This window comes from Streptacidiphilus monticola (genome assembly GCF_042658505.1).
GTDB lineage: Bacteria > Actinomycetota > Actinomycetes > Streptomycetales > Streptomycetaceae > Streptacidiphilus > Streptacidiphilus monticola.
Window position 1 is genome coordinate 22,455 of the sequence record NZ_JBHSQJ010000006.1, and the last position, 21,024, is coordinate 43,478.

A 21,024-nucleotide genomic window follows, 5' to 3' on the forward strand; every position below is an offset into this window, starting at 1 on the left:
GCACGAGCGCCGTCCCCCGCCGCCGCGTCCGTCCGGTCGCCGCGGCCACCACCAACACCCCGCCGCAGGCAAGGAATCCGGCCACCGAGCCGGTCGCCAGCGACTCCCCCACCAGACCCAGCGCGACCAGACCCAGGACCACCCGCAGCGCGGCCGATCGGGCCGTCCGCAGCGCCGCGCAGCACGCGCCCGCGCCCAGCGCCAGCAGAGCGGCGTCCGCGTCGGCCTGCCGCAGCGGCAGCGCGACCGGATCGCCCGACAGGCCGCCCGGCAGCGCCAGCGGGAGCAGCACGACCACGCCCGCGGCGGCGACCAGGCTGCCCAGGGGTGCGACGGCGCCCGCGATGCGCCCGGCGGCGTAACCCGCGGTCACGGCGAGCAGGGCGAGCAACTGGCCCTCCGGCCCGACGTCCCGGCCGGCCGCTGTGTAGACGGCCCAGGCCGCCGAGGCGGTCAGCAGCACCGCGCCCGCGACATCGCATGCCGTGCCCGCGGAGGCGGACCGCGCCGCGGTCTCCGCCATGGAGCCCCCCTCCATCCCCACCTGCAGGGACCAAGGTAAGCCCGGCCATGGCCGAATGCGCCCCCTCGACGCGAAGATCGTCGGAAACTTCGGGCAGGTACCCTCGGCCCATGGCGATTCCCGAGTTCGTGCGCGACCTCCGCGCCATGATCGGCGACCACCCGCTGTGGATGAGCGGCGTCTGCGCCGTGGTGCTGGACCCCGACGGCGAGCGGGTGCTGATGAACCGCCGCGCGGACACCGGCCGTTGGGCGCTCATCGGCGGCATCATCGATCCGGGCGAGCAGCCTGCCGCCGCTGCGGTCCGCGAGGTGCGCGAGGAGACCGGCGTCGAGATCGTCGTCGAGCGGCTCGTCAGCGCGATCGCGGACCCGCCGGTGCGGTTCGCGAACGGCGACCGGGCCCAGTTCCTGTGCCTGACCTTCCTGTGCCGGGCCGTCGGCGGTACCGCCCGCGTCAACGACGACGAGTCGCTGGAGATCGCCTGGTTCCCGCTGGACCAGGTGCCCGAACTCCCCCCGCATGCCGCCCGCCGCCTCGAACTCGCCCTCGGCACAGGCACGGAGGCGTTCTTCGAAGCTCCGTGACCGGATGAGGGGAGCCGCCCGCGAGGCCCGGCCGGGCCGTCCCGCGGCTCAGAGCTTGCGCACCCGGTAGGCGTCCTCGGCCGCCTCGACGACGGCGGCCAGGTCGCCGCCCGCCGTCGCGGTGGCGACGGCGGCCACGGCCCCCTCCACCAGCGGCGCGTCGCACACCCGCAGCGGGAAGGGCAACCCCAACTCCTCTGCGCGGTCCAGCAGTTCCCGGACGATGCGCACGGAGCTGCCCAGGTCGCAGAGGACGGCCACGCCGACGCCCTGGTCGACCCGCCGGGCTCCGGCCACCACGGCGGTGGCCCGCACGCCGGGAACGCCCTCGCGCGGGCCGCCGACCGCACCGACCGGCGCGGGGTCCTCCCCACCGAGCAGCCCCACGGCCATGACCGCGACTGCTTCCGCGACCGCCCTGCTGTGTGCCACCAGCAGCACGCCCACCCGGTCGTGCGTGGGCAGCGGCAGCAGCCGCAGCGGCGCCGGCAGGTCGCCCGGCTCCGTGTCCGGGACCGCGTGCAGGGGCACGATCTCGGCCTGGTCAGACATCTCCACCTCCGCGCCAAGGTTAGTCCGCGGCCCGATCGGGCCGCCCCCGCCGCGCCGCCGTGATCACGAAAGCCGCCACCCCGCCGCCCCTGGCCCGCCGCCCCCGGTCCGCCACAACCCGTGCCCGCCCCCCGTGCCCGCCGGGGGTGCGCACGACTACAGGCCGAGCGAGTCGGCCACGTCCTCGACGACGAAGGAGAAGAACGGGCCGGCCGGGTCCGCGGAGCCGACCAGGTGGCCGAAGAGTTCGAAGCTGATGACGCCGTAGACCTGCGTCCACGCCGCGATCCCGCGCGCCAGCGCGGCCGGCGGCAGACCCGGAGACAACTCGTCGGCCACCGCCGTCAGTTGTGCCGCGAGCTCTCCCTCCGGCACCCGCGTTCCGGCCTCCGGTGCCGTCCCCGCGTCGACGGCCTCGCGCAGCAGGGCAACCAGCGCGAGCGGGACCCGGGCGGCTGCCGCGACCGTCTCCTGGGGGGCGGCGTACCCCGGCACCGGCGTGCCGTACAGCAGGGCGTACTCGTGGGGGTGCGCCAGCGCCCAGTCCCGCACCGCGTGGGCCAACGCCCGCCACCGCCCGCGCCGGTCGGCCCCCTCCGCCTCGGCCGCGGCGAGCGCGGCCTCGGCCGCGTCGCCCAGGGCGTCGTAGGCGTCGAGGATCAGGGCCGTCAACAGGTCGTCCCGGCTGGGGAAGTAGCGATAGAGCGCCGAGGAGACCATGCCCAGCTCGCGGGCGACCGCGCGCAGCGAAAGCTGCTGCGCGCCCTGTGCGGCGAGCTGACGGCGGGCCTCGGCCTTGATCTCCCGGGTGAGTTCCTCACGGGCCCGTTCGCGGGCGGTCTTGATCGCAGCCATGGAAGCAGTGTGCCACATCGAGAGCACCGCTCCGAATGGCCTTGCGGATACGGCACGCCCCGGGTGACGTCTTGCGTTCGAGTGCACTCGAACTCCTAGGCTGCGGGGCCATGCGCTACCGATCCCTCGGCGGAACCGGCATCCAGGTCAGCGTCCACTGCCTGGGCACCATGATGTTCGGCTCCGTGGGCAACCCCGACCCCGACGCCTGCGCCCGCATCCTGCACCGGGCCCTCGACGCCGGCATCAACTTCGTGGACACGGCCGACATGTACTCCGGCGGCGAGTCCGAACGGATCGTCGGCAAGGCGCTGGCCGGACGCCGGGACGAGGTCGTGCTCGCGACGAAGTTCCACTTCCCGATGGGCGAGGGCCCCAACCAGGGCGGCAACTCCCGTCGTTGGATCGTCCGCGCGGTCGAGGACAGCCTGCGCCGCCTCGACACCGACTGGATCGACCTCTACCAGGTCCACCGCCCCGACCCGGCCACCGACGTCGAGGAGACGCTGGCCGCGCTCACCGACCTGGTCCGGGCAGGGAAGATCCGCGCCTTCGGCTGCTCGTCCTTCCCGCCCTCGGAGCTGGTCGAGGCGCAGCACACCGCCGAGCGCCGGGGCCTGTACCGGTTCCGCACCGAGCAGCCGCCCTACAACCTGCTCGCCCGCGGCGTCGAGCGCGAGCTGCTGCCCACGGCCCAGCGGCACGGCATGGGCGTGCTCACCTGGAGCCCACTCGGCTGGGGCTTCCTGACGGGACGTTACCGCCAGGGCCGGCCAGTCGACCTGACCCGCGGCCGGGCGGCGCTCAACCCCGCCCGCTTCGATCCGGACCGGCCGGAGAACGCCGCCAAGCTCGCCGCCGTCGAGCAGTTCGCCGCCCTCGCCGACGAGCTGGGCCGCCCCCTGCCCGAGCTCGCGGTGGCGTTCCCCGTCACGCACCCGGCCGTCACGTCGGTGATCCTCGGCCCCCGTACCGAGGAGCAGCTCGACGGGCTGCTCCGCGCCGCCGACCTGGAACTCGACGACGACCTGCTGGACCGCCTCGACGCCATCGTCCCGCCCGGTACCGACACCTACCGGGCCGACGGGGCCTGGCAGCCCCCGGCTCTCACCGAGCCGGCGCTGCGCCGCCGCCCGTCGGGGCAGCGCGCGGCGGCGGGCGCGGCCTGACGCTCCGTCAATACCCGTCACCGCGTTCGGGCGCGTCGGACCCACCGCGACCTGCGGATCGGTCGGACCCACCGGGACCCGCGGACCCGTCGGACCCACCGGACATGGGAATCCGTCGGACCCACCGGGACGTGCGGACGCGTCAGCCGCCGCGCTCAGCCGAGCAGGTGCTCGTCCACCCAGGCGGCGAGCAGCTTGGCGCAGTCGTCCACCGACTCGCGCCAGGTCCGGCCCGCGCCCTCGCCCGCCGTGTCGCTGACGTGCTTGACCAGGCGCACCGGCAGCCCGGCCCGCAGCGCGCCGGCGGCGACGGCATAGCCCTCCATGTCCACGAGGTCCGCCTGCGCGGCCAGCCGGGCACGGGCGGCCTCCTCGGAGACGAACAGGTCGCCCGTCGCCAGCACCGGCCCGCCGTGCTGACCCAGCGTCAGCGGCGGGCCGAAGACCTCCCCGGTCAGCAGTTGGAGTACCCGGTCGTCCAGGTCGTGCTGGAGCACCCGGCTCACCTCGAAGGTGCCCGACAGCCCGTCCCGCAGCGCGCCCGCCGTGCCGAGGTTGACCACCGAGGCCGGGCGCACCGGACCGGCCAGCGCCGAGCCCACGGCCAGCGCCGCGTTCACCTTGCCCATGCCGGTGAGCAGCACCGGGAGTCCGTCCCCGAGGTAGGCGGCCTCCTCGCGCACGGCGACGACGAGCAGGGGGCGGTCGGGACGGAGTTCTCCGAGAAGCTGCATGGGGCCAGGGTATCCAGCGCGCCGGGGCCGCCCGGCCACCCGTTCGCATCAGCCCGCGCTGCCGCCGCACCGCCCCGCTTCTAGCGTGGCCGGGAGGGTGCGAGGAGGCGGGGATGACGGACGGGACCAGCGGGGACCGGCAGGATCTGGTGGACGAGACGGCTCGGGCGCTGCTGCGTGCCTGGCCGGTGGAGGCGGAGTTCGAGGCGGAGGCGCTGCGCCGCCACTACCTGCCCGCGGAGCTGGTCCGGTCGCGCGACCTGACGCGGCCTCAACTCTTCTCCCCCACCCCGGTGCTGTGGCAGGCGCCGCCGCCCTCGCCGCCGCGCGACCCCTGGCCGGCCCGGCTCGCCGGGGGCGGCGTGCTCTGCGCGGGCCTCGGGGTCGGTGCCTACTTCTTCGGGCTGGGGGTGCACGCCGCCGGCACCGGTCTGTGGGCGGTGGCCGCGGTGCTGCTCGGCGCGGGCTTCCTCCGCCACGGCCTCGGCGGCGGCTCGGGCCGCGTCAACATCCGAATCGACAACCGGAACAGCCGCTGACCCCGTACGTTGGCGGCATGACGACCGAAGAGACCTGGCAGACCGTCGACTCCTACCTCACGGACACCCTCGGCCTCAGCGATCCCGCGCTGGAGGCCGGCCTCAAGGCCGCCGACGCGGCAGGACTCCCCCGGATCGCGGTCTCCGCCGAGGCGGGCAAGCTGCTCAACCTGCTGGTGCAGATCACGGGCGCGCGCCGGGTGCTGGAGATCGGCACCCTCGGCGGCTACTCGACGACCTGGCTGGCCCGCGGCCTGCCCGGGGACGGCAAGGTGATCACCCTGGAGTACAGCGAGAAGCACGCCGGCGTCGCGCGCGCCAACCTGGACGCCGCGGGCGTGGGCGACAAGGTGGAGATCCGCGTCGGCGCGGCCCTGGACACCCTGCCGCAGCTGGAGTTGGAGCAGCTGGAACCCTTCGACCTGGTCTTCATCGACGCCGACAAGGAGAACAACCCGAACTACCTGCGCTGGGCGCTGCGGCTGTCCCGCCCCGGCACGGTGATCGTCGTCGACAACGTGGTCCGCAACGGCGCGGTCGCCGACGCCGCCAGCGACCGCCCCGACGTCCTCGGCACCCGGGCCGCCCTGGAGTACATCGCCGAGGAGCCGCGTCTGGACGGGACCGCGCTGCAGACCGTGGGCAGCAAGGGGTACGACGGCTTCGCGCTGGCCCGCGTGGTCTCCTGACCCCGAGTCGGACGTCGCCCCGTGCCTCCCGGGGGCTCAGACGCTGAACATCCCGGCGGGCGGAGGCGGCGAGGGCGCGGCCGTGGCATCCGTCACCGGCTCGGCCCCGGCGAACAGCCGGGCCAGCCGCTCCCCCGCCACCGCCCGCGCCGGGAAGGGGTCGCCGGCGAGCACCCGGGTCAGCTCCGCCTCGGGCAGCGCGGCGTCCGAGGCCAGCAGCACCAGGTTCCCGTAGCGGCGGCCGCGCAGCACGGCCGGTTCGGCGAGCACGCAGAGCTCGGGGAAGAGCGTTGCGGCGGACGCCAGTTGGCCGCGCAGGAAGTCGAGCGGCGCGCCGTCCGCCAGATTGGCGGCGTAGAGCCCGCCCGGGCGCAGCACCCGGCGCACCTCGGCCAGGAACTCCACCGACGTGACCTGCGCGGGGATCCGGTCCCCGCCGAAGACGTCCGCGACGACGACGTCGGCGCTGTCCGTCCCGGCGGAGGCGACGGCCTTGCGGGCGTCCGCCGCCGCCACCGTGATGCCCACGGGCCACGGCAGGACCTCACGGACCAGCTCGATCAGCGCCGCGTCGAACTCGACCACGTGCTGGCGGGAGCCGGGCCTGGTGGCGGCGAGGTAGCGCGGCAGGGTCAGCGCGCCGCCGCCCAGGTGCAGCACGTCCACGGGCGCCCCGGGCGCGGCCGCCCGGTCGACCGCGTGGGCGAGCCGCTGTACGTACTCGAACTCCAGGTAGGCGGGGTCGTCCAGGTCGACGTAGGACTGCGGCGCGCCGTCCATCGTCAGCAGCCAGGCATGCGGGCGGTCCAGGTCCGGCAGCAGCCGGGCCAGGCCGTGGTCCACCTGGCGGACCACCGGTTCGTCGTCGCTCACGTCGTCCTTTTAAGGGTCCCGAAAGATTTCTGGTTCCGGCGTACAACCTTCCCACAGCTGCGCTGGTCTCCCTCTGTGTTGGCGTCCACGACGGCCGCGACGGAAGGGAAGCCCGTGCGAGAGCTGATGCTGCGCAGCACCCCGCGCCGACTGACGGTGCTCGCGTTCCGCGAGATCCCCGACCGTGCCACGCTGCGCGCGCAGCTGGACCGGATCCAGCGGAACTCCGTCCCGGTCTCGCTGGCCCAGGTCGAGTCCGCGCTCAACGGCGGCCCCGCGCTGCCTCCGCGCTCCGTCCTGCTCACCTTCGAGAGCGGGCACCGCAGCGTGGTGACGCAGGCCCTCCCGGTGCTGACGGAGCGCCGGCTGCCCGCGGTGGCCTTCGTGGTCGCCGAGTTGGTGGACACCGAGCAGCCGTACTGGTGGGACGAGGCCGAGGCTCTGGTCCGCGCGGGCGGCTGGGCCCGCTGCATGCCCCCGGGCGTGGACGTGCGCGCCGCGCTGTCGGCCCTGCCCGACCCGGACCGCCGCCGCAGCCTGGCCGAACTCCGTGTGACCGCCCGTCACCAGGCCCCGGCGGCCGAGCAGTTGACCTCGGACGACCTGCGCGCCCTGCTCAACGCCGGGGTCTCCCTGGGCAACCACTCGCTCGGCCACGCCCCGCTGGCCTCCTGCGACAGCTACGCCCTGCACGAGCAGGTCGTCGGCGGCCACGACCGCATGGTCGCCCTGACCGGCGTGGCCCCGACGGCGTTCGCCTACCCGGACCACACACCGGATCTGCGTGCCTCGGCGCTGCTGCGCGAACTGGGCTACCGCCTGGCCTTCACCACGGACGGCCGGGACGTCGACCCCTCCCTGGCCCCGGACCACTTCGCGCTGAGCAGGATCGCCGTCGCCCCGGACCCCTCCCACCTGCGGTCCGACACCCTCTTCGCCCGCCTCCGCCTCCGCGTCCCCACCCCCGCCAGCGCACTCTGAGAACCCCGCAGGGGCACAGCCCCGCAGGGGCACAGCCCCGCAGGGGCACAGCCCCGCAGGGGCACGGGGAACTGCGCGAGCAACACACCAGTCGGGGAGGTTCGTCCCGCAGACGGGGACGGACGTCCCTCAGCGGTGTGTTGCCCGCGCAGTTCCCCGCGCCCCTGCGGGGGTGCGCCCCGGGGAGCCCGCAAGTGACCGTCCCTCGGAGAAGGTGAGGGCGGCGGGCGGGAGTTGCTCCTCGCGGCCGGAGCGGAGGACCGTCACCGTGCCCTCCCCCCGCTCCCGCAGGGGCCTCGCCCGACGCAGGGCCTGATCCACGACCGGCCGCGCGGACCCGAACAGGGGCAGCTCCGCCGCGCCCAGCGCAGCGCGAATCTCCGCCCCCAGCAGCTCGTAGTGCGTGCAGCCGAGGACCAGCCCCCGCAGGCCGCGCGGCGTGCGCGACGCCGCGCCGGCGACCGCCGTCGCGATCGCCTCCGCGTCGCCGCTCTCGACCGCGTCGGCAAGCCCGGGGCAGGCGACCTCGGCCACCTCCACCCCCGCCGCGAAGTCCGCGATCAGCCTGCGCTGGTAGGGGCTGCCGGTCGTGGCCGGGGTGGCCCAGATCGCGATGGGGCCGCCGGCCGCCGCCGCGGGCTTGATCGCGGGGACGGTGCCGATCACCGGGATGTCGGGCTCCAGTTCCGCCCGGATCTGCGGCAGCGCGTGCACGCTGGCGGTGTTGCAGGCCACGATCAGCGCGTCCGGCTTGTGCTCTGCCGCCGCGCGGGCGACCGCCAGGGCGTGGGCGGCGACGTCGTCCGGGGTGCGCGGGCCCCAGGGCATGCCGTCGGGGTCGGTGGAGAGCACCAGGTCCACGTCCGGGCGCAGAGCGCGCAGCGTCGCGGCGGCGGCCAGCAGGCCAAGACCCGAGTCCATCAGTGCGATCTTCACAGCACTCGACCCTATCCGATGACGTCCCGCCGCTCCCGCGCCGCGGGGTGCGGCATACTCCCCCGGGTGACGGTGTCGATCTGGATCTCCTGCGCGTCCCTGCTGGCCTGGCTCTGGCTGACGTTCTGTCAGGGAGGCTTCTGGCGCACGGATCAGCGTCTGCCGCCACGGCGCGAGGACGCGCCGCGGCCTCCGGTCGCGATCGTCGTCCCGGCCCGCGACGAGGCCGAGGTGCTGCCGCTCAGCCTGGCGAGCGTGCTCGCCCAGCGCTATCCGGGTGACGCCCGGGTGATCCTCGTCGACGACAACAGCACCGACGGGACGGGCGAGTCGGCCCGCAAGCTGGGCGCCGCCCCGGACGCGCGGCTCCCGTTGACCGTCACCACGCCGGGCGAGCCCCCGGCTGGCTGGACCGGCAAGCTCTGGGCGCTGCGCCACGGCGTGGAGGCGGCGGGGCCGGACATCACCTACCTGCTACTGACGGACGCCGACATCGCCCATGACCCGGACTCCCTGGACGCCCTGGTCGCCGCGGCGGAGACCGGCGGGTACGACCTGGTCTCGCAGATGGCCCGGCTCAACACGCAGACCCGCTGGGAGAAGCTGATCGTCCCGGCGTTCGTCTACTTCTTCGCCCAGCTCTACCCGTTCCGGTGGAGCAACCGCCCGGGCAGCCGGACGGCGGCCGCCGCGGGCGGCTGCACACTCGTGCGCCGGGACGCGCTGGAGCGCGCCGGGGGCGTGGCCGCGATCCGCGGCGCGGTGATCGACGACGTGAACCTTGCCCGCCTGGTGAAGCGCGCGGGCGGGCGGACCTGGCTGGGTCTGGCCGACCGCGTGGACAGCGTGCGGCCCTACCCCCGGCTGGCGCAGCTGTGGCACATGGTCGCCCGCAGCGCGTACGCGCAGCTGCGGCACAACGTCCTGTTGCTGGCCGGGACGGTCCTGGGGCTGGCGCTGGTCTACCTGGTGCCGCCCGTGTTCACCGTCCTCGGCGCCGTCACCGGCCGGCCCGGGGTCTGGGGGCCGGCGCTCGCGGCCTGGGCGCTGATGGCGGTGACGTTCAGTCAGATGCTGCGCTACTACCGGCTCCCGGCCTGGCAGTCGGTGCTGCTGCCGTTCACCGCCCTGCTCTACACGCTGATGACCGTCGACTCGGCCGTCCAGCACTGGCGCGGCCGCGGCGCGGCGTGGAAGGGCCGCACCTATCCCTGACGGGGCATCAGGAGGCGTCCGGGGGCGCATTGCTCACGGCATGCGCCCCCAGGGTGGCGCCCGCGACTCAGAGGGCCACTCCGAGCAGCGCGTCGGCGGTCCGGGAGATCAGCCCGGGGGCGGAGGTCTCGTCGCCGCCCTCGGCGGTCTGCAGGTCGGCCCAGGCGTCAATGGCCGCGAGGGCCGCCGGGGCGTCCAGGTCGTGCGAGAGCGCGGCGCGGACCGCCGCCAGGGTCGGCAGCGCGTCGGGACCGTCGGGACGGGAGACGGCGGCGCGCCAACGGGCGAGACGGGCCTGGGCGTCCTCGAGGTCCCCGGCCGTCCACTCCCAGTCTGAGCGGTAGTGGTGCGCCAGCAGGGCCAGCCGGATCGCGGCTGGATCGACGCCGTCCTTGCGCAGCCGGGACACGAAGACCAGGTTGCCCCGGGACTTGGACATCTTCTCGCCGTCCAGCGCCACCATGCCCGCGTGGACGTACGCCTTGGCGAACGGGTGCTCGCCGGTGGCCACCTGGCCGTGGGCGGCGCCCATCTCGTGGTGCGGGAAGGCGAGGTCGCTGCCGCCGCCCTGGACGTCGAAGCCGATGCCGAGGTAGCGCAGGGCGATGGCCACGCACTCGATGTGCCAGCCCGGGCGGCCGTGGCCCAGGGCCGTGTCCCAGGCGGGCTCGCCCGGGCGGGCGGCCAGCCACAGCAGCGGGTCGAGGCAGTGCTTCTTGCCCGGGCGGTCGGGATCGCCGCCGCGCTCGCCGAAGAAGCGCAGCATCTCCGCGGGGCTGTACCGGGAGACCGAGCCGAAGGCCGGGTCGGACTCGACCGAGAAGTAGATGTCGCCGTCCAGCTCGTAGGCGGCGCCCTTGGCCAGCAGGTCCTGCACCAGGGGCACGATGAGCGGGATGGACTCCACCGCGCCGACGTACTCGCGCGGCGGCAGCATGCGCAGGGCGGTCATGTCCTCGCGGAAGAGCGCTGTCTCCCGCTCGGCCAGGGCCACCCAGTCCTGGCCGGTCGCCACGGCCCGCTCCAGCAGCGGGTCGTCGACGTCGGTGACGTTCTGCACGTAGTGGACCTCGTGACCGGCGTCGATCCAGACGCGCTGGGCGAGGTCGAACGCGTTGTAGGTCGCGGCGTGGCCGAGATGCGTGGCGTCGTAGGGGGTGATCCCGCAGACGTAGATCCGGGCGGTCGGCCCGGGCTCGGTGGTCTGCAGACCGCCGGTCGCGGTGTCGTGGATACGGAGGGGGCTCCCCTTGCCGGGAAGCGCGGGAACCTCGGAGGCGGGCCATGCATGCATATGCATGACTCTAACCGCGCGATCATTTGTCTGACGAACGGCCGCCCGGAAAAGTCACGCCGCGCAACACAGCGCGGGGAGCGGCCCGCCCATGCCCGGCAGGCGACGCGGCGTCAGCCACGGCGTGGGTCGCGGATCAGGTCGGACCGACGGACGCCGTCGGGGTGCGCGCATCGGCGGCGCGTGCTCCACCTGACCCGACGGCCAGGCCCTAGATGGGCGGCCAGGGCACCGCAGGCCACTCGCCGCTGGGTTCGGGGTGCACCCCGGCCTCCAGCAGGGACGCCACCCGGGCCCGGGTGGCCGCGATCTCGGCCCGCGTCAGCAGCGGCTCCAGCGCGGCGCCGAGTTCACCGTCCAGGCCCGCGCGCAGACCGCCGAGGACGGCGACCGCCTCGTCCGGGAGCGGCTGCCCGGCCCAACCCCACAGCAGCGTACGCAGTTTGGGGCTGGTGGCGAAGGTCACGCCGTGGTCGATCCCGTAGAGCCGGCCGTCCACGGCCGGAAGCAGGTGACCGCCCTTGCGGTCACCGTTGTTGAGGACGGCGTCGAGGACCGCCATCCGGCGCAGCCGCGGGTCGTCCGCATGGACGAGCAGCGCGGTGCGCCCGCCGCCGACCTCGGCCCGGCCGATGGCGCACCAGCCGGGCGCCGGCTCCTCGCCGTCCTGCAGCGCCAGCAGTTCCGCCCCCGGATCGGCCTCGATCCAAATCTGGCACATGCCCTCGCCGAAGGGCCCGTCCCGCAGCACCGTCGGGGGGACCAGGCCCCAGCCGGTCGCGGCGCTGACCAGGAAGGCCGCCGTCTCCCGGCCGGCCAGCGTGCCGTCGGGGAAGTCCCACAGCGGACGCTCGCCGCGCACCGGCTTGTAGACGCAGACGGCGCTCTCCCCGTCCTGCTCGACGGTGCAGTAGAACGCCGCGTTGGAGGCCTCCGTCAGCTGCCCGTGCAGCTTCAGCTCGCCCGCGCGGAGCAGCCGCAGGGCGCGCTCCGGATCGGCCGCCAGTCCCGCTGAGGCGGCCGCGTCGGCTTCGGGGACGGCGGCGCTCAGCGCAGGTACCCGTTCTGGCGGGGGCAGACGTGCCCCTCCGGGTCCAGCGGCAGGCTGCAGAACGGGCACGGGGGACGCCCGGCCGACACGAGGTCGAGCGCCCGCTTGGCGAAGACGCGCGCCATCGCACCGGTCAGGCGCACCCGCAGGAGTGACGGTCCGTCAGCGCTGTCGTCCTCGAACAGCTCGGCGCCGCCCTCCTCGTCGTCCTCGACGTACTGCTGGGCCTCCACGACGAGCAGCTGCACCGAGTCGTCCCAGGCGAGGGCCATGGTGCCGACGCGGAACTCCTCGACCACCGGCGAGTCGAGGGGCGCGGTGTCCATCAACTCCGGTGGGGCGACGGCGGGAACGCTGGTCATCCCGCCGCTGCGGCGCACCACCTCGTCGAGCAGCTCGTCCACCCGCTCGGCCAGCGCGGCGACCTGGCCCTTCTCCAGCAGCACGCTGGTGATCCGGCCGCGCGCGCTCGCCTGCAGGTAGAACGTGCGGTGTCCGGGTTCGCCGATCGTCCCGGCGACGAAACGCTCGGGCGGATCGTAGAAGAAGACCTGGCGGGGCAAGAGATCAGCTCCAGGGACGGGACTGACGGACCGTTGGACTTCCCACACTACTCGCAGCTCAGCGCTGCCCGGTGTCCCCGCCGATCACCGCATCGTCGGCGGGCGCGGAGGTCTCCCGGCGGGGCAGCAGGCCCGCGAACTCGCCGGTGTCGCCGAGCCGGAGCAGGTACGGGCGGACGGGCGTGTACCGGATGGCGGTGACCGAGGCGGGCTCGACGGAGATCCGCTGGAAGCCGTCGAGGTGCAGGCCGAGCGCGTCTGCGGCGATCGCCTTGATGACGTCGCCGTGGCTGCACGCGATCCACACGGCGTCGGCGCCGTGCTCGGCCTCGACCTGCGCGTCCCACTCGCGGGCCGCCTCGACGGCGCGGCGGCTGAGGTCGCGCAGGGACTCCCCCTCGGGGCCGGGGAAGGTCGCGGCCGAGGGCTGCTGCTGGACGGTGCTCCACAGCGGCTCCTTGGCGAGCTCCGCGAGCGGGCGGCCGGTCCAGTCCCCGTACCGGCACTCGCCCAGGCGCTCGTCCAGACGGAGCGTCAGTTCGGGCCGGCCGGCCAGGAGCGGGGCGATCGTCTGCCGGCAGCGGTCCAGCGGACTGCTGACCGCCGCCGCGAGCGGGACGTCCCGCAGCCGCTCGGCCAGTGCCTTGGCCTGCTGCCCGCCCTGCTCGTCCAGGTCCACCCCGGGCATCCACCCGGCCAGGATCCCGGACGAGTTGGCGGTCGAACGTCCGTGTCGCACCAGCAGCATCGTCGGCATGCGGACAGCCTATGGCCTGTCCGGCGGATCCTTCCGGATCAGCCCGCGCCGCCTGGTGCGGCCGGCTCCAGGGCGGCGGAGTGCCCCGTACTGGACATACTTGGGCGTTTCGCCAACACAGGGTAGGGGCACCTCCCCGCCGAAGGCTGGGGGAACGCCGCGGGCCAGGGAAGATCCGCCGGACCGGGCCTGGCGCAGCGCCCTGCCGGGCGAGCCGCCGGGGCCGCCGCTGTCAGTCCTCCGGCAGCGTCCGCCCCAGCTTGCGCAGCAGGTCCGCGAGGGTGTCGCGTTCGTCGGCGGTGAGACCGGAGAGCAGGCGCGCTTCGTTGCGCAGGTGCTCGGCGACCACCTCGTCGACGAGGGTCAGGCCCCGGTCGGTGAGCCGGACGAGCCGGCCCCGGCCGTCGTCCTCGGCCGCCCGGCGGTCGACCAGGCCCGCGCGTTCGAGCCGGTCGACCCGCTTCGTCACGGCTCCGGAGGTCACCATCGTCGACCCGCTGAGCTGACCCGCCGTCAGCTCGTAGGGGGCGCCCGAGCGGCGCAGCGTGGCGAGGATGTCGAACTCCCCACGACCGAGGTCGTAACGGCCGAACACCCGGCACAGCCGCTCCTCCAGCGTCCAGTGCAGCCGGGTGATGCGTCCGACGATCTGCACCGGACCGGGGTCGAGGTCGGGCCGCTCCCGGCGCCACTGGGCGACGATCCGGTCCACTCCGTCGGCGTCGCTGCGCTCGTTCATGACTTGACGATCTCTTCCGCGGAAAATAGTTTGTCTTCCACGGAAAGTACCGCAGGCGACCCGACCCGGGCAACCTGCGCCCGCAACGAACAAGGGGGAGAGCCGTGAACGGATACGCGTGGGACCACCGCGTCCAGGACGTGGACTTCGAGGAGCTGTCGGAGCTCTACCGGGTCGCGCCGCTGGGCGACAAGCCGCCCGGCGAACTCGCCACCGTCTTCGCGAACAGCATGTTCGCCTGCTTCGTCCGCTTCCAGGGCGCCCTGGTGGGCGCGGGACGCGCCCTCGCGGACGGCGCGGACTGCGCCTACATCGGCCACGTCGCGGTGCACCCCGACCACCAGGGACAGGGGCTGGGCTCCGCCATCATCCGCAGGCTCGTGGAACGGGCCGCCGGGCACAAGAAGATCATTCTCTACGCGAACCCGGGGACCGAGCCCTTCTACCAAGGGCTCGGCTTCCTGCGGATGACCACCGCGATGGCGATCTGGAGCGAGCCGGACCGCGCGCTGGAGGCCGGCCTGTTGAGCCCGGAGCATGACCCGGGGCCCCAACGTGCGCCCGCTTCCTGAGAGTTGGCTGCACGTCCCGCGCCCCTTGCGGCCGCCCCCGGCGGCCCCGGGCGCGGGACGTGCGGGCCGCTCAGGCCAGACCCGCCAGCTCCACCGCCTCCGCCGCCGTGCGCAGGGCCGTGATCCGCTCGTCGATCGAGAAGCCGCCCGGGGACAGGTTCACCGTCGTCACGCCCGCGTCCGCGTAAGCGCGCAGGCGGTCGGCGATCCGCTCGCGCGTGCCGACCAGCGTGGTGCGGTCGATGAGCTCCTGCGGGACGGCCGCCGCCGCGCCGGCGTAGTCCTTGGCGAGGTACTTGTCCTGGATCTCCTCGGCGGCGGCCTCGTAGCCCATCCGGCGGGCGATGCGGTTGTAGAAGTTCTGCTCCCGGCTGCCCATGCCGCCCACGTACAGCGCCGTGTAGGAGCGGAAGATGTCCGCCGCCGCGGCCAGGTCCTCGGGCGAGTCGCTCTTGCTCACCGCGATCGGCACGTTGGGGGCGACGTCGAAGCCCTCCAACGTCCTCCCCGCCCTGGCCCGGCCCGCCGTCAGCGGTTCCAGGGAGAGCGCGGCCTGCTCCGGGGCGAAGAAGATGCCGAGCCAGCCGTCCGCGATCTCACCGGTCAGTTCGAGGTTCTTCGGGCCGATGGCCGCGATGTAGAGGGGGATCCGCTCCCGCACCGGATGGATCGTCAACTTCAGCGGCTTGCCCGGGCCTCCGGGCAGCGGCAGGGTCCAGTTGGGTCCCTCGTGGACCACCCGCTCGCGGGACATCGCCTTGCGGATGATCTCCACGTACTCGCGGGTACGCGCGAGCGGCTTGTCGAACTTGACGCCGTACCAGCCCTCGGAGACCTGCGGTCCGGAGACGCCGAGCCCGAGCCGGAACCGGCCGCCCGAGAGGGTGTCCAGGGTGGCGGCGGTCATCGCCGTCATCGTCGGGGTGCGGGCCGGGATCTGGAAGATCGCCGAGCCGACGTCGATCCGCTCCGTCTTCGCGGCCACGTACGCGAGCACGGTCGCGGCGTCCGAGCCGTAGGCCTCCGCGGCCCAGCAGACGGCGAAACCGAGCCGGTCCGCCTCCTGCGCGACGGCGATGTTGTCGGCGTCGTTGCCGAGGCCCCAGTATCCGAGGTTGATCCCGAGTCGCACGCGCTCTCTCCTTCGATGGGCGTGAGGGCACTGTAGCTACCAACGGGTAGCCGTGGCAGCAGGCCGGGCGGGCGAGATCGGTCGCATTGACGGACGACGCTGGAGCGCCCCTGCGAACGAGCGGCCCTCTCCCCCACTACGCTGCCCGCATGGAACAGCGACACCTCGGGCGGACGGGCCTGCGCGTCTCGCGGCTCGCCCTGGGGACGATGACCTGGGGACGGGACGTCCCCGAGCACGAGGCCGCCGACCAGCTCAAGGCGTTCGCCGAGGCCGGGGGCACGCTGGTGGACACCGCCGACGTCTACTCCGAGGGCACCGCCGAGTACCTGCTCGGCCGGCTGACGGAGAGTCTGGTGCCGCGCGAGGAACTGGTGATCTGCACCAAGTCCGGCCGCGTGGCCGACCGTTCCCGCCGGATCGACGGCTCCCGCGGGCATCTGCTCACCGCCCTCGACGCGTCGCTGCACCGCCTCGGCACCGACCACGTGGACCTCTGGCTCGTCCACGCCTTCGACCCGCACACCCCCGCCGAGGAGACCCTGCACGCGCTCGACCTCGCCGTGTCCTCCGGGCGCGCCCGCTACGTGGGCCTGGCCGACCACTCGGGCTGGCAGCTGGCCCGCGCCGCGACCTGGCAGCGGGCCGTCCCCGGACGGACGCCGCTGGCCGCGGCGCAGATGGAGTACTCGCTGCTGCAGCGGGGGATAGAGCGCGAGGTGCTGCCCGCCGCGCAGGACGCCGGGATCGGCATGCTGGCGGCCTCCCCGCTCGCCCGCGGCGTGCTGACCGGGAAGTACCGGCACGGCACCCCCGCCGACTCCCGCGGGGCGGGAACACTGGCCGGACTGGTCCAGCCGTACCTGGACGAGGACAGCCGGCTCATCGTCGACGCCGTCGCCACCGCCGCGGACGGGCTCGCGACCTCGCCGCTGCAGGTCGCCCTCGCCTGGGTGCGCGACCGCCCGGGAGTGGCGTCCGCCGTGGTCGGCGCCCGGACCGCCACCCAACTGGCGTCCGCCCTCGGCGCGGAGTCGCTCTGCCTCCCGGACGAGATCCGCAGCGTGCTGGACGACATCTCCGCGCCGCTGCACTTCTACCCGGACCAGGACTGGACGGTACTCTGACGAGCAGTCAGGCGGGAATCCGCCCACTATGGACCGCATGGATGACCTCAACGCCCTGGCACTCGAACACCTCGACAAGGCCCTCGCCGCCCCGCACGGACGCAGCGCGCACCTGCTGGTGCACCAGAACGTGCTGCGCCAGACGCTGATCGCGCTCCGGGAGGGGACGGCGCTCGACGAGCACGAGGCCCCGCAGGCGGCCTCGATCCAGGTCCTGCACGGACGCGTGCGGTTGACGGCCGCCAGCGGCGACCAGGTCGTCGAGACCGACGGCCTGGTGCCCATCCCCTCCGAGCGCCACGGCCTGCTGGCGCTCAGCGACGCGGCGGTGCTGCTCACCACGGTCACCGGCGTCTGACCCTGCGCCGGATTGTCGGTGGGGCTCGATAGCGTACGGGGTGCAGTGGACCCGCACCTGGAAGGCCGACCGATGACCGACAACGCGAGCACGGAGACAGCGCGGCAGCTCGCCGAGGCGATCCGGGAGATCACCCCCGAGGCGGGCGCTGACGCCCCGTCAGCCGATCCGGTGGGCGAGACCGCCGCGCTCCTGTCCGGCGCCGGCGCGCCCGCGTCCCTCGCTCCGGCGGCCGTCGCGGCGCTGGGCGAGTCCGCGCCCCGGCTGCTGCGGGAGGATCCGTGGGCCGTCCTCGCCGTGCCCGGGGTCCAGCCGGCCAACGCCGACGCGTTCGCCCGCGCCCTGCTCGGCGGCGAGGCCGGGCCGGGCGATCCGCGCCGGGCCGCGGCGCTGACCGTCTGGCTGCTCGAACGGGCCGCCCTGCAGGGCCACACGGCCCTCGAACTGACCGCCGTCCGGGCCGGGTTGGCCGAGCAGGGGGTGCCCGCCCCGGACCAGGCGCTGGCCGCGGTACTCCAGGAGGACGGCCGGGTGATGCCCTTCCAGGAGGAGGACGACTCCTTCGGCGAGTCCGTCGGCGGGGACGAGGAGGACGAGGCGGCCCCGCCCCGGGTGCTGCTCGCTCTCGACCGACTGGCCCTGGCCGAGGACAGCCTGGCCGACGGCCTGATCCGGCTGCTGTCCACGGCGGAGCCGGCGCAGGAGAGCTGGGCCGAGGGCGCCGACAAGCACACCGCCCCGTTGCTGGAGGCGGCGGCGCAGTCGGGGCTGGTCCTGCACACGGGCGGCGAGGCGGCCCGCTCGGAGCCGGTCGGCGCCGTCAGGGCCGCCCGCGAGCGCGGGCTGCGCGCCACTATGGCCGCGGCGAGCGCCTCCAGCCTGTCCCGCCTCGGCGACGAACAGGCGGTGCTGCTGCGCGAGTTGCTGTCCTCCGGCGAGCGGGACGAGGAGGGCTCACTCGCGCTCGACCTGCTCGCGGTCGTGGACGCCCCGACGCTGGACGTGGAGACGGCGGCGACGCTGGTCGAGTCGCTGGCCGACGGCACCCGGCTGATCCTCAGCGGCGATCCCGGCGAGCTCTGGTCCACCGGCCCGGGCCGGGTCTTCGCGGACCTGCTGGCAGCCAAGGCCGCGCCCGTGGTCGCCTCCCGCCAGCCCGACTTCGGCCCGATCGGCGAGCTGGTCTCCGGCATCGGCATCGGCGAACTGCAGCAGGTGGAAGCCCCGGACAAGGAGGTCGTCCTGGTCACCGCGCGGGACGCGGCGGAAGCCGCGCACCGGGCCGTGCAGTTGGTCACCGACTCGATCCCGCGCGCCCTCGGCATCCCGTCCGACCAGGTGCGCGTGGTCACCCACGCCCACGCCGGCCCGGCGGGAACGCGCGCGCTGAACGCCGCGCTCAAAGCCCGACTCGCCCCCGGGCCGGGGCAGTTCGGCGGGTTCGACGTGGGCGACCTGGTGCTGGACGGGGGCGAGAGCGCGACGGTCACGGCCGCGGGTCCGGAGGGCCTCACGCTGTCCACCGGCCGCACCGTGCCTCCGGCGGAGGCCGCGTCGCTGCGCCACGGCTGGGCGCTGACGGCCCATCAGTCCCTGTCGCGGCGCTGGCCCGCGGTGGTCACCGTCCTCGCCCCGGAAGCCGTCCCCGGGCTGACCCGCCAGTGGGTCTACTCCGCGTTCAACCGCGCCGCCACCCACCTCTCCGTCGTCACGGCCATCGGCCCCGCCCTCCCCGAAGCGGTCAACGCGCGCCCGGCGGCACCCCGCACCACGCGCCTGAAAGGTCTGCTGAGCCAGTAGCCGCTCGGCGAAGTCAGGCGGCCTGCACAGGTCGCGGCTCCATGCAGAGGCGACCAGCCCCCCGGGGCGGCGCTGGTCGCAGGAGGGCCGGGCCCCGGCCGGCGGAGCACGGCTGCCGAGCCGCACGCGCCGCGGCCGCGCGGCGGTTGCACACCCGCCGCGCGGCCGGTGAGGTCAGGCGAGCTCGTCCTCGAAGGCCTCGCTGACGTCGAATCGGCAGATGAGCAACTCCGGGTCGGCGTCCTCGAAGGGATCGTTGAGCCACTCCCCCGGATCCGCCGGGTCGGCGGCGGTGACCCAGAGCGTGGAATCGCCCTCCTCCAGGCCGAAGTCCTCGGCCCGCTGGGCGATCTGGTCCGGGTCCAGCGCCCCGAACAGCGCGGCGATGGCGCCGTTCACGCTGAGGCCGGGTTCCTGGGTGGCCGCGCGCAGCCGGTCCGGGTCGGCCAGCACGTAGTCACGGCGGATCAGCACGCTGATCGCCTCGGGCGCGTCCGGGTCGGGGTAGCCCTCGGACTCGCCTCTGGGGATCTCGAAGGGGGTGACCTCGTCGTGCACTTCGTAGAGTGCCGCGTCGTAGGCGTCCGCGGCCGCGGCCAGCTGCTCGTAGGCGACCAGCACCTCGACCTCGCCGCCTTCCTCGGCGCGGGTCTCCACGGCCTCCAGGTGACGGTCGATAGCGATCTTGACGGCTTCCGCCGCCGCACGGACCCGGGCGATGCTGTCCGCGCTCGGAGAGCTCGGGGGCACGACATCAGTCATGGGTCAGACGCTATCGGCAGACGGGCCCCGAGCGCACCGGTGTTCCGGGCCCGATTCCCGGGGAAATATTCGGCAGAGGCGGCCCGGGAGCGGTCGTAGGCTTGCTGACTGAGCGACGTCCAGGAGGAGAGTCTTGACCCACCCCTTCAGCACCACCCCCGCGAAGCCGGTGCGGCGCGCGGAGTACGAGTTCCGCTCGTTGCTGCTGCCGCGCGGGACCTCCCGCAACGAGGCCCGGCAGCTGCTCACCGAGCAGGCCGAGTACGGCCACTGGGAGCTCGACCGGCTGCGCCTCTACCCGGACGGTCGCCGCCAGGTGACGCTGCGTCGGCGGATCATCCGTCAGGCGCGCAGCACCTGGTCCGCGCTGCCGGACTGAGCGCGGCAGCGCGGAACGGGCCGTCCGGGATCGGCTGCTACCGGTCTCAGTGGTGACGGCCGGCCGTGCGCGCGCGACGGTAGAGGAGCGCGCCGCCGCCCATCAGCGCGAGGCCCGCGGCCGCCAGCATCCCGGCGTCACTGCCGCCGCCCGTGCTGGCGAGCTGCGTACCGGGCGCGGGCGTGCTGCTGCTCGGCGGAGGCGCCTGGCGGGTGTGGCCCGCGGTGGGGCTGGTGCTGCCGCCGGGGGTGTGGCTCCCGGGCGAGCTGGGCGTGCTCGGCGGAGGCGGCTGGTGCGAGGGCGGCGGGGTCGGGTGGCAGCCGCAGTGGGTCGGCGGTGGCGTGTGCGTCGGCGGCGGCGAGACGTGGCCGTGGTTGGCGCACTGGTTGCCGAAGGCGGGGTTGCCCACCCCGACAACGTTCACCGAGTTCCCGCAGGCGTTGACCGGGACGTCGACCGGCGCCTGGACGCCGTTGCCCGAGCCGACCCCCGGGGAGCCGTGGGCGCCGCCCGTGGCGGTGCTGCCCGAGCCGCCGGAACCGTGCGAACTGCTGTGGTTGCCACAGGAGTTGCCGTAGGCCGGGTTGAGCAGGCCGACCACGTCGACCGTGTTGCCGCAGACGTTGACGGGCACCTCGACGGGCGCCTGCACGCTGTTGCCGGAGACCCCGCCCGGCGAGTCCGCCGTCGTGCCTGTCGCGCTCGCGGCCGCGTGCGCGTAGCCGGCCGTGGAGGCCAGGGCGCCTCCGGCCGCCACGACCGTGAGCAGACCGCGTCTGGCAGTGTGTCGCATGTTGCCTGCCTTGCATTGAGTGAGGTGGTGCTGAAGCTCTGGAG

General features: G+C 74.5%; 24 protein-coding genes and 1 pseudogene. 11 read left to right on the forward strand and 14 right to left on the reverse strand.

The genetic code is table 11. The annotated features are described in order from the left end of the window. Positions 1-523 (reverse strand): annotated as a pseudogene (locus tag ACFP3V_RS01605) (O-antigen ligase family protein); the annotation flags it as partial. 110 nt (positions 524-633) lie between these two features. On the opposite strand from ACFP3V_RS01605, the gene ACFP3V_RS01610 reads away from it, so the two are divergent. Continuing rightward, the gene (locus ACFP3V_RS01610; protein ID WP_380578815.1) at positions 634-1,110 is read left to right on the forward strand and encodes an NUDIX hydrolase; all 477 of its coding nucleotides are present in this window, start codon (positions 634-636) and stop codon (positions 1,108-1,110) included. 48 nt (positions 1,111-1,158) lie between these two features. Here the strand turns inward: ACFP3V_RS01610 and ACFP3V_RS01615 are convergent, their stop codons facing one another. Both ACFP3V_RS01615 and ACFP3V_RS01620 read right to left on the reverse strand, forming a co-directional pair. Next, positions 1,159-1,662 (reverse strand): PTS sugar transporter subunit IIA domain-containing protein, encoded by a 504-nt coding sequence (locus ACFP3V_RS01615; RefSeq protein WP_380578817.1) that lies wholly within the window; start codon positions 1,660-1,662, stop codon positions 1,159-1,161. A gap of 156 nt (positions 1,663-1,818) precedes the next feature. Continuing rightward, the gene (locus ACFP3V_RS01620) at positions 1,819-2,517 is read right to left on the reverse strand and encodes a TetR/AcrR family transcriptional regulator (RefSeq protein ID WP_380578819.1); all 699 of its coding nucleotides are present in this window, start codon (positions 2,515-2,517) and stop codon (positions 1,819-1,821) included. A gap of 110 nt (positions 2,518-2,627) precedes the next feature. On the opposite strand from ACFP3V_RS01620, the gene ACFP3V_RS01625 reads away from it, so the two are divergent. After that, positions 2,628-3,686, forward strand: a complete 1,059-nt coding sequence (locus ACFP3V_RS01625; RefSeq protein ID WP_380578822.1) for an aldo/keto reductase — start codon at positions 2,628-2,630, stop codon at positions 3,684-3,686. Positions 3,687-3,841: 155 nt separating this feature from the next. On the opposite strand, the gene ACFP3V_RS01630 is transcribed toward ACFP3V_RS01625, so the two are convergent. After that, positions 3,842-4,420 carry a nucleosidase gene (locus tag ACFP3V_RS01630; protein WP_380578824.1) on the reverse strand — a complete coding sequence of 193 codons (579 nt, stop codon included), beginning with the start codon at positions 4,418-4,420 and terminating at the stop codon, positions 3,842-3,844. A 113-nt stretch (positions 4,421-4,533) separates the two neighbouring features. Here ACFP3V_RS01630 and ACFP3V_RS01635 point away from each other — a divergent pair, with 113 nt between their 5' ends. Further along, complete coding sequence (locus tag ACFP3V_RS01635; protein ID WP_380578826.1) at positions 4,534-4,959, forward strand: hypothetical protein; 426 nt, start codon at positions 4,534-4,536, stop codon at positions 4,957-4,959. A gap of 17 nt (positions 4,960-4,976) precedes the next feature. Then, positions 4,977-5,648 carry an O-methyltransferase gene (locus tag ACFP3V_RS01640; RefSeq protein WP_380578828.1) on the forward strand — a complete coding sequence of 224 codons (672 nt, stop codon included), beginning with the start codon at positions 4,977-4,979 and terminating at the stop codon, positions 5,646-5,648. Between the two features lie 36 nt (positions 5,649-5,684). Here ACFP3V_RS01640 and ACFP3V_RS01645 read toward each other — a convergent pair whose 3' ends face one another. Next, positions 5,685-6,521, reverse strand: a complete 837-nt coding sequence (locus ACFP3V_RS01645) for a spermidine synthase (protein ID WP_380578830.1) — start codon at positions 6,519-6,521, stop codon at positions 5,685-5,687. 114 nt (positions 6,522-6,635) lie between these two features. Between ACFP3V_RS01645 and ACFP3V_RS01650 the strand changes: the two genes are divergently transcribed. Continuing rightward, on the forward strand, positions 6,636-7,502 hold the full coding sequence (locus ACFP3V_RS01650; RefSeq protein ID WP_380578832.1) for a polysaccharide deacetylase family protein: 867 nt from the start codon (positions 6,636-6,638) through the stop codon (positions 7,500-7,502). Positions 7,503-7,631: 129 nt separating this feature from the next. On the opposite strand, the gene ACFP3V_RS01655 is transcribed toward ACFP3V_RS01650, so the two are convergent. Beyond that, the gene (locus ACFP3V_RS01655; RefSeq protein ID WP_380578834.1) at positions 7,632-8,438 is read right to left on the reverse strand and encodes a glutamate racemase; all 807 of its coding nucleotides are present in this window, start codon (positions 8,436-8,438) and stop codon (positions 7,632-7,634) included. Between the two features lie 18 nt (positions 8,439-8,456). Here ACFP3V_RS01655 and ACFP3V_RS01660 point away from each other — a divergent pair, with 18 nt between their 5' ends. Further along, positions 8,457-9,653 carry a glycosyltransferase gene (locus ACFP3V_RS01660; RefSeq protein ID WP_380578836.1) on the forward strand — a complete coding sequence of 399 codons (1,197 nt, stop codon included), beginning with the start codon at positions 8,457-8,459 and terminating at the stop codon, positions 9,651-9,653. 67 nt (positions 9,654-9,720) lie between these two features. Here ACFP3V_RS01660 and mshC read toward each other — a convergent pair whose 3' ends face one another. The 5 genes from mshC to ACFP3V_RS01685 form a co-directional block, all read right to left on the reverse strand. Continuing rightward, positions 9,721-10,947, reverse strand: a complete 1,227-nt coding sequence (gene mshC, locus ACFP3V_RS01665) for a cysteine--1-D-myo-inosityl 2-amino-2-deoxy-alpha-D-glucopyranoside ligase (RefSeq protein WP_380578838.1) — start codon at positions 10,945-10,947, stop codon at positions 9,721-9,723. A gap of 211 nt (positions 10,948-11,158) precedes the next feature. Further along, positions 11,159-11,953, reverse strand: a complete 795-nt coding sequence (locus ACFP3V_RS01670) for an SCO1664 family protein (RefSeq protein ID WP_380578978.1) — start codon at positions 11,951-11,953, stop codon at positions 11,159-11,161. A gap of 41 nt (positions 11,954-11,994) precedes the next feature. Beyond that, the gene (locus tag ACFP3V_RS01675) at positions 11,995-12,561 is read right to left on the reverse strand and encodes a DUF3090 domain-containing protein (protein ID WP_380578840.1); all 567 of its coding nucleotides are present in this window, start codon (positions 12,559-12,561) and stop codon (positions 11,995-11,997) included. Positions 12,562-12,619: 58 nt separating this feature from the next. Further along, positions 12,620-13,318: a histidine phosphatase family protein gene (locus ACFP3V_RS01680; protein ID WP_380578842.1), complete on the reverse strand. Its 699-nt coding sequence runs from the start codon at positions 13,316-13,318 to the stop codon at positions 12,620-12,622. Positions 13,319-13,550: 232 nt separating this feature from the next. Further along, positions 13,551-14,057, reverse strand: a complete 507-nt coding sequence (locus ACFP3V_RS01685) for a MarR family winged helix-turn-helix transcriptional regulator (RefSeq protein WP_380578844.1) — start codon at positions 14,055-14,057, stop codon at positions 13,551-13,553. A gap of 104 nt (positions 14,058-14,161) precedes the next feature. On the opposite strand from ACFP3V_RS01685, the gene ACFP3V_RS01690 reads away from it, so the two are divergent. Continuing rightward, positions 14,162-14,629 (forward strand): GNAT family N-acetyltransferase, encoded by a 468-nt coding sequence (locus ACFP3V_RS01690; protein WP_380578846.1) that lies wholly within the window; start codon positions 14,162-14,164, stop codon positions 14,627-14,629. Between the two features lie 70 nt (positions 14,630-14,699). Here the strand turns inward: ACFP3V_RS01690 and ACFP3V_RS01695 are convergent, their stop codons facing one another. After that, complete coding sequence (locus tag ACFP3V_RS01695; protein WP_380578847.1) at positions 14,700-15,761, reverse strand: LLM class F420-dependent oxidoreductase; 1,062 nt, start codon at positions 15,759-15,761, stop codon at positions 14,700-14,702. 149 nt (positions 15,762-15,910) lie between these two features. On the opposite strand from ACFP3V_RS01695, the gene ACFP3V_RS01700 reads away from it, so the two are divergent. From ACFP3V_RS01700 to ACFP3V_RS01710, 3 genes are all read left to right on the forward strand, one after another. Further along, the gene (locus tag ACFP3V_RS01700; protein ID WP_380578849.1) at positions 15,911-16,888 is read left to right on the forward strand and encodes an aldo/keto reductase; all 978 of its coding nucleotides are present in this window, start codon (positions 15,911-15,913) and stop codon (positions 16,886-16,888) included. Between the two features lie 37 nt (positions 16,889-16,925). Next, positions 16,926-17,246 carry a cupin domain-containing protein gene (locus ACFP3V_RS01705; RefSeq protein WP_380578851.1) on the forward strand — a complete coding sequence of 107 codons (321 nt, stop codon included), beginning with the start codon at positions 16,926-16,928 and terminating at the stop codon, positions 17,244-17,246. Between the two features lie 72 nt (positions 17,247-17,318). Next, a complete protein-coding gene (locus ACFP3V_RS01710; RefSeq protein WP_380578853.1) occupies positions 17,319-19,046 on the forward strand; it encodes a helix-hairpin-helix domain-containing protein in 1,728 nt (575 codons plus the stop codon). Positions 19,047-19,220: 174 nt separating this feature from the next. Here the strand turns inward: ACFP3V_RS01710 and ACFP3V_RS01715 are convergent, their stop codons facing one another. Then, complete coding sequence (locus ACFP3V_RS01715; protein ID WP_380578855.1) at positions 19,221-19,808, reverse strand: hypothetical protein; 588 nt, start codon at positions 19,806-19,808, stop codon at positions 19,221-19,223. Between the two features lie 133 nt (positions 19,809-19,941). Here ACFP3V_RS01715 and ACFP3V_RS01720 point away from each other — a divergent pair, with 133 nt between their 5' ends. Further along, positions 19,942-20,187 carry a DUF5703 family protein gene (locus ACFP3V_RS01720; protein WP_380578857.1) on the forward strand — a complete coding sequence of 82 codons (246 nt, stop codon included), beginning with the start codon at positions 19,942-19,944 and terminating at the stop codon, positions 20,185-20,187. A 46-nt stretch (positions 20,188-20,233) separates the two neighbouring features. On the opposite strand, the gene ACFP3V_RS01725 is transcribed toward ACFP3V_RS01720, so the two are convergent. Then, positions 20,234-20,980 carry a chaplin gene (locus ACFP3V_RS01725; protein WP_380578860.1) on the reverse strand — a complete coding sequence of 249 codons (747 nt, stop codon included), beginning with the start codon at positions 20,978-20,980 and terminating at the stop codon, positions 20,234-20,236. Between the last annotated feature and the right edge of the window lie 44 nt (positions 20,981-21,024).

Coding starts and splice junctions, on each gene's coding strand:
- ACFP3V_RS01610 (WP_380578815.1), top strand. CDS start 634: ATGGCGATTCCCGAGTTCGTGCGCGACCTCCGCGCCATGATCGGCGAC.
- ACFP3V_RS01615 (WP_380578817.1), bottom strand. CDS start 1,662: ATGTCTGACCAGGCCGAGATCGTGCCCCTGCACGCGGTCCCGGACACG.
- ACFP3V_RS01620 (WP_380578819.1), bottom strand. CDS start 2,517: ATGGCTGCGATCAAGACCGCCCGCGAACGGGCCCGTGAGGAACTCACC.
- ACFP3V_RS01625 (WP_380578822.1), top strand. CDS start 2,628: ATGCGCTACCGATCCCTCGGCGGAACCGGCATCCAGGTCAGCGTCCAC.
- ACFP3V_RS01630 (WP_380578824.1), bottom strand. CDS start 4,420: ATGCAGCTTCTCGGAGAACTCCGTCCCGACCGCCCCCTGCTCGTCGTC.
- ACFP3V_RS01635 (WP_380578826.1), top strand. CDS start 4,534: ATGACGGACGGGACCAGCGGGGACCGGCAGGATCTGGTGGACGAGACG.
- ACFP3V_RS01640 (WP_380578828.1), top strand. CDS start 4,977: ATGACGACCGAAGAGACCTGGCAGACCGTCGACTCCTACCTCACGGAC.
- ACFP3V_RS01660 (WP_380578836.1), top strand. CDS start 8,457: ATGACGTCCCGCCGCTCCCGCGCCGCGGGGTGCGGCATACTCCCCCGG.
- mshC (WP_380578838.1), bottom strand. CDS start 10,947: ATGCATGCATGGCCCGCCTCCGAGGTTCCCGCGCTTCCCGGCAAGGGG.
- ACFP3V_RS01680 (WP_380578842.1), bottom strand. CDS start 13,318: ATGCCGACGATGCTGCTGGTGCGACACGGACGTTCGACCGCCAACTCG.
- ACFP3V_RS01685 (WP_380578844.1), bottom strand. CDS start 14,057: ATGAACGAGCGCAGCGACGCCGACGGAGTGGACCGGATCGTCGCCCAG.
- ACFP3V_RS01700 (WP_380578849.1), top strand. CDS start 15,911: ATGGAACAGCGACACCTCGGGCGGACGGGCCTGCGCGTCTCGCGGCTC.
- ACFP3V_RS01705 (WP_380578851.1), top strand. CDS start 16,926: ATGGATGACCTCAACGCCCTGGCACTCGAACACCTCGACAAGGCCCTC.
- ACFP3V_RS01710 (WP_380578853.1), top strand. CDS start 17,319: ATGACCGACAACGCGAGCACGGAGACAGCGCGGCAGCTCGCCGAGGCG.
- ACFP3V_RS01715 (WP_380578855.1), bottom strand. CDS start 19,808: ATGACTGATGTCGTGCCCCCGAGCTCTCCGAGCGCGGACAGCATCGCC.
- ACFP3V_RS01725 (WP_380578860.1), bottom strand. CDS start 20,980: ATGCGACACACTGCCAGACGCGGTCTGCTCACGGTCGTGGCGGCCGGA.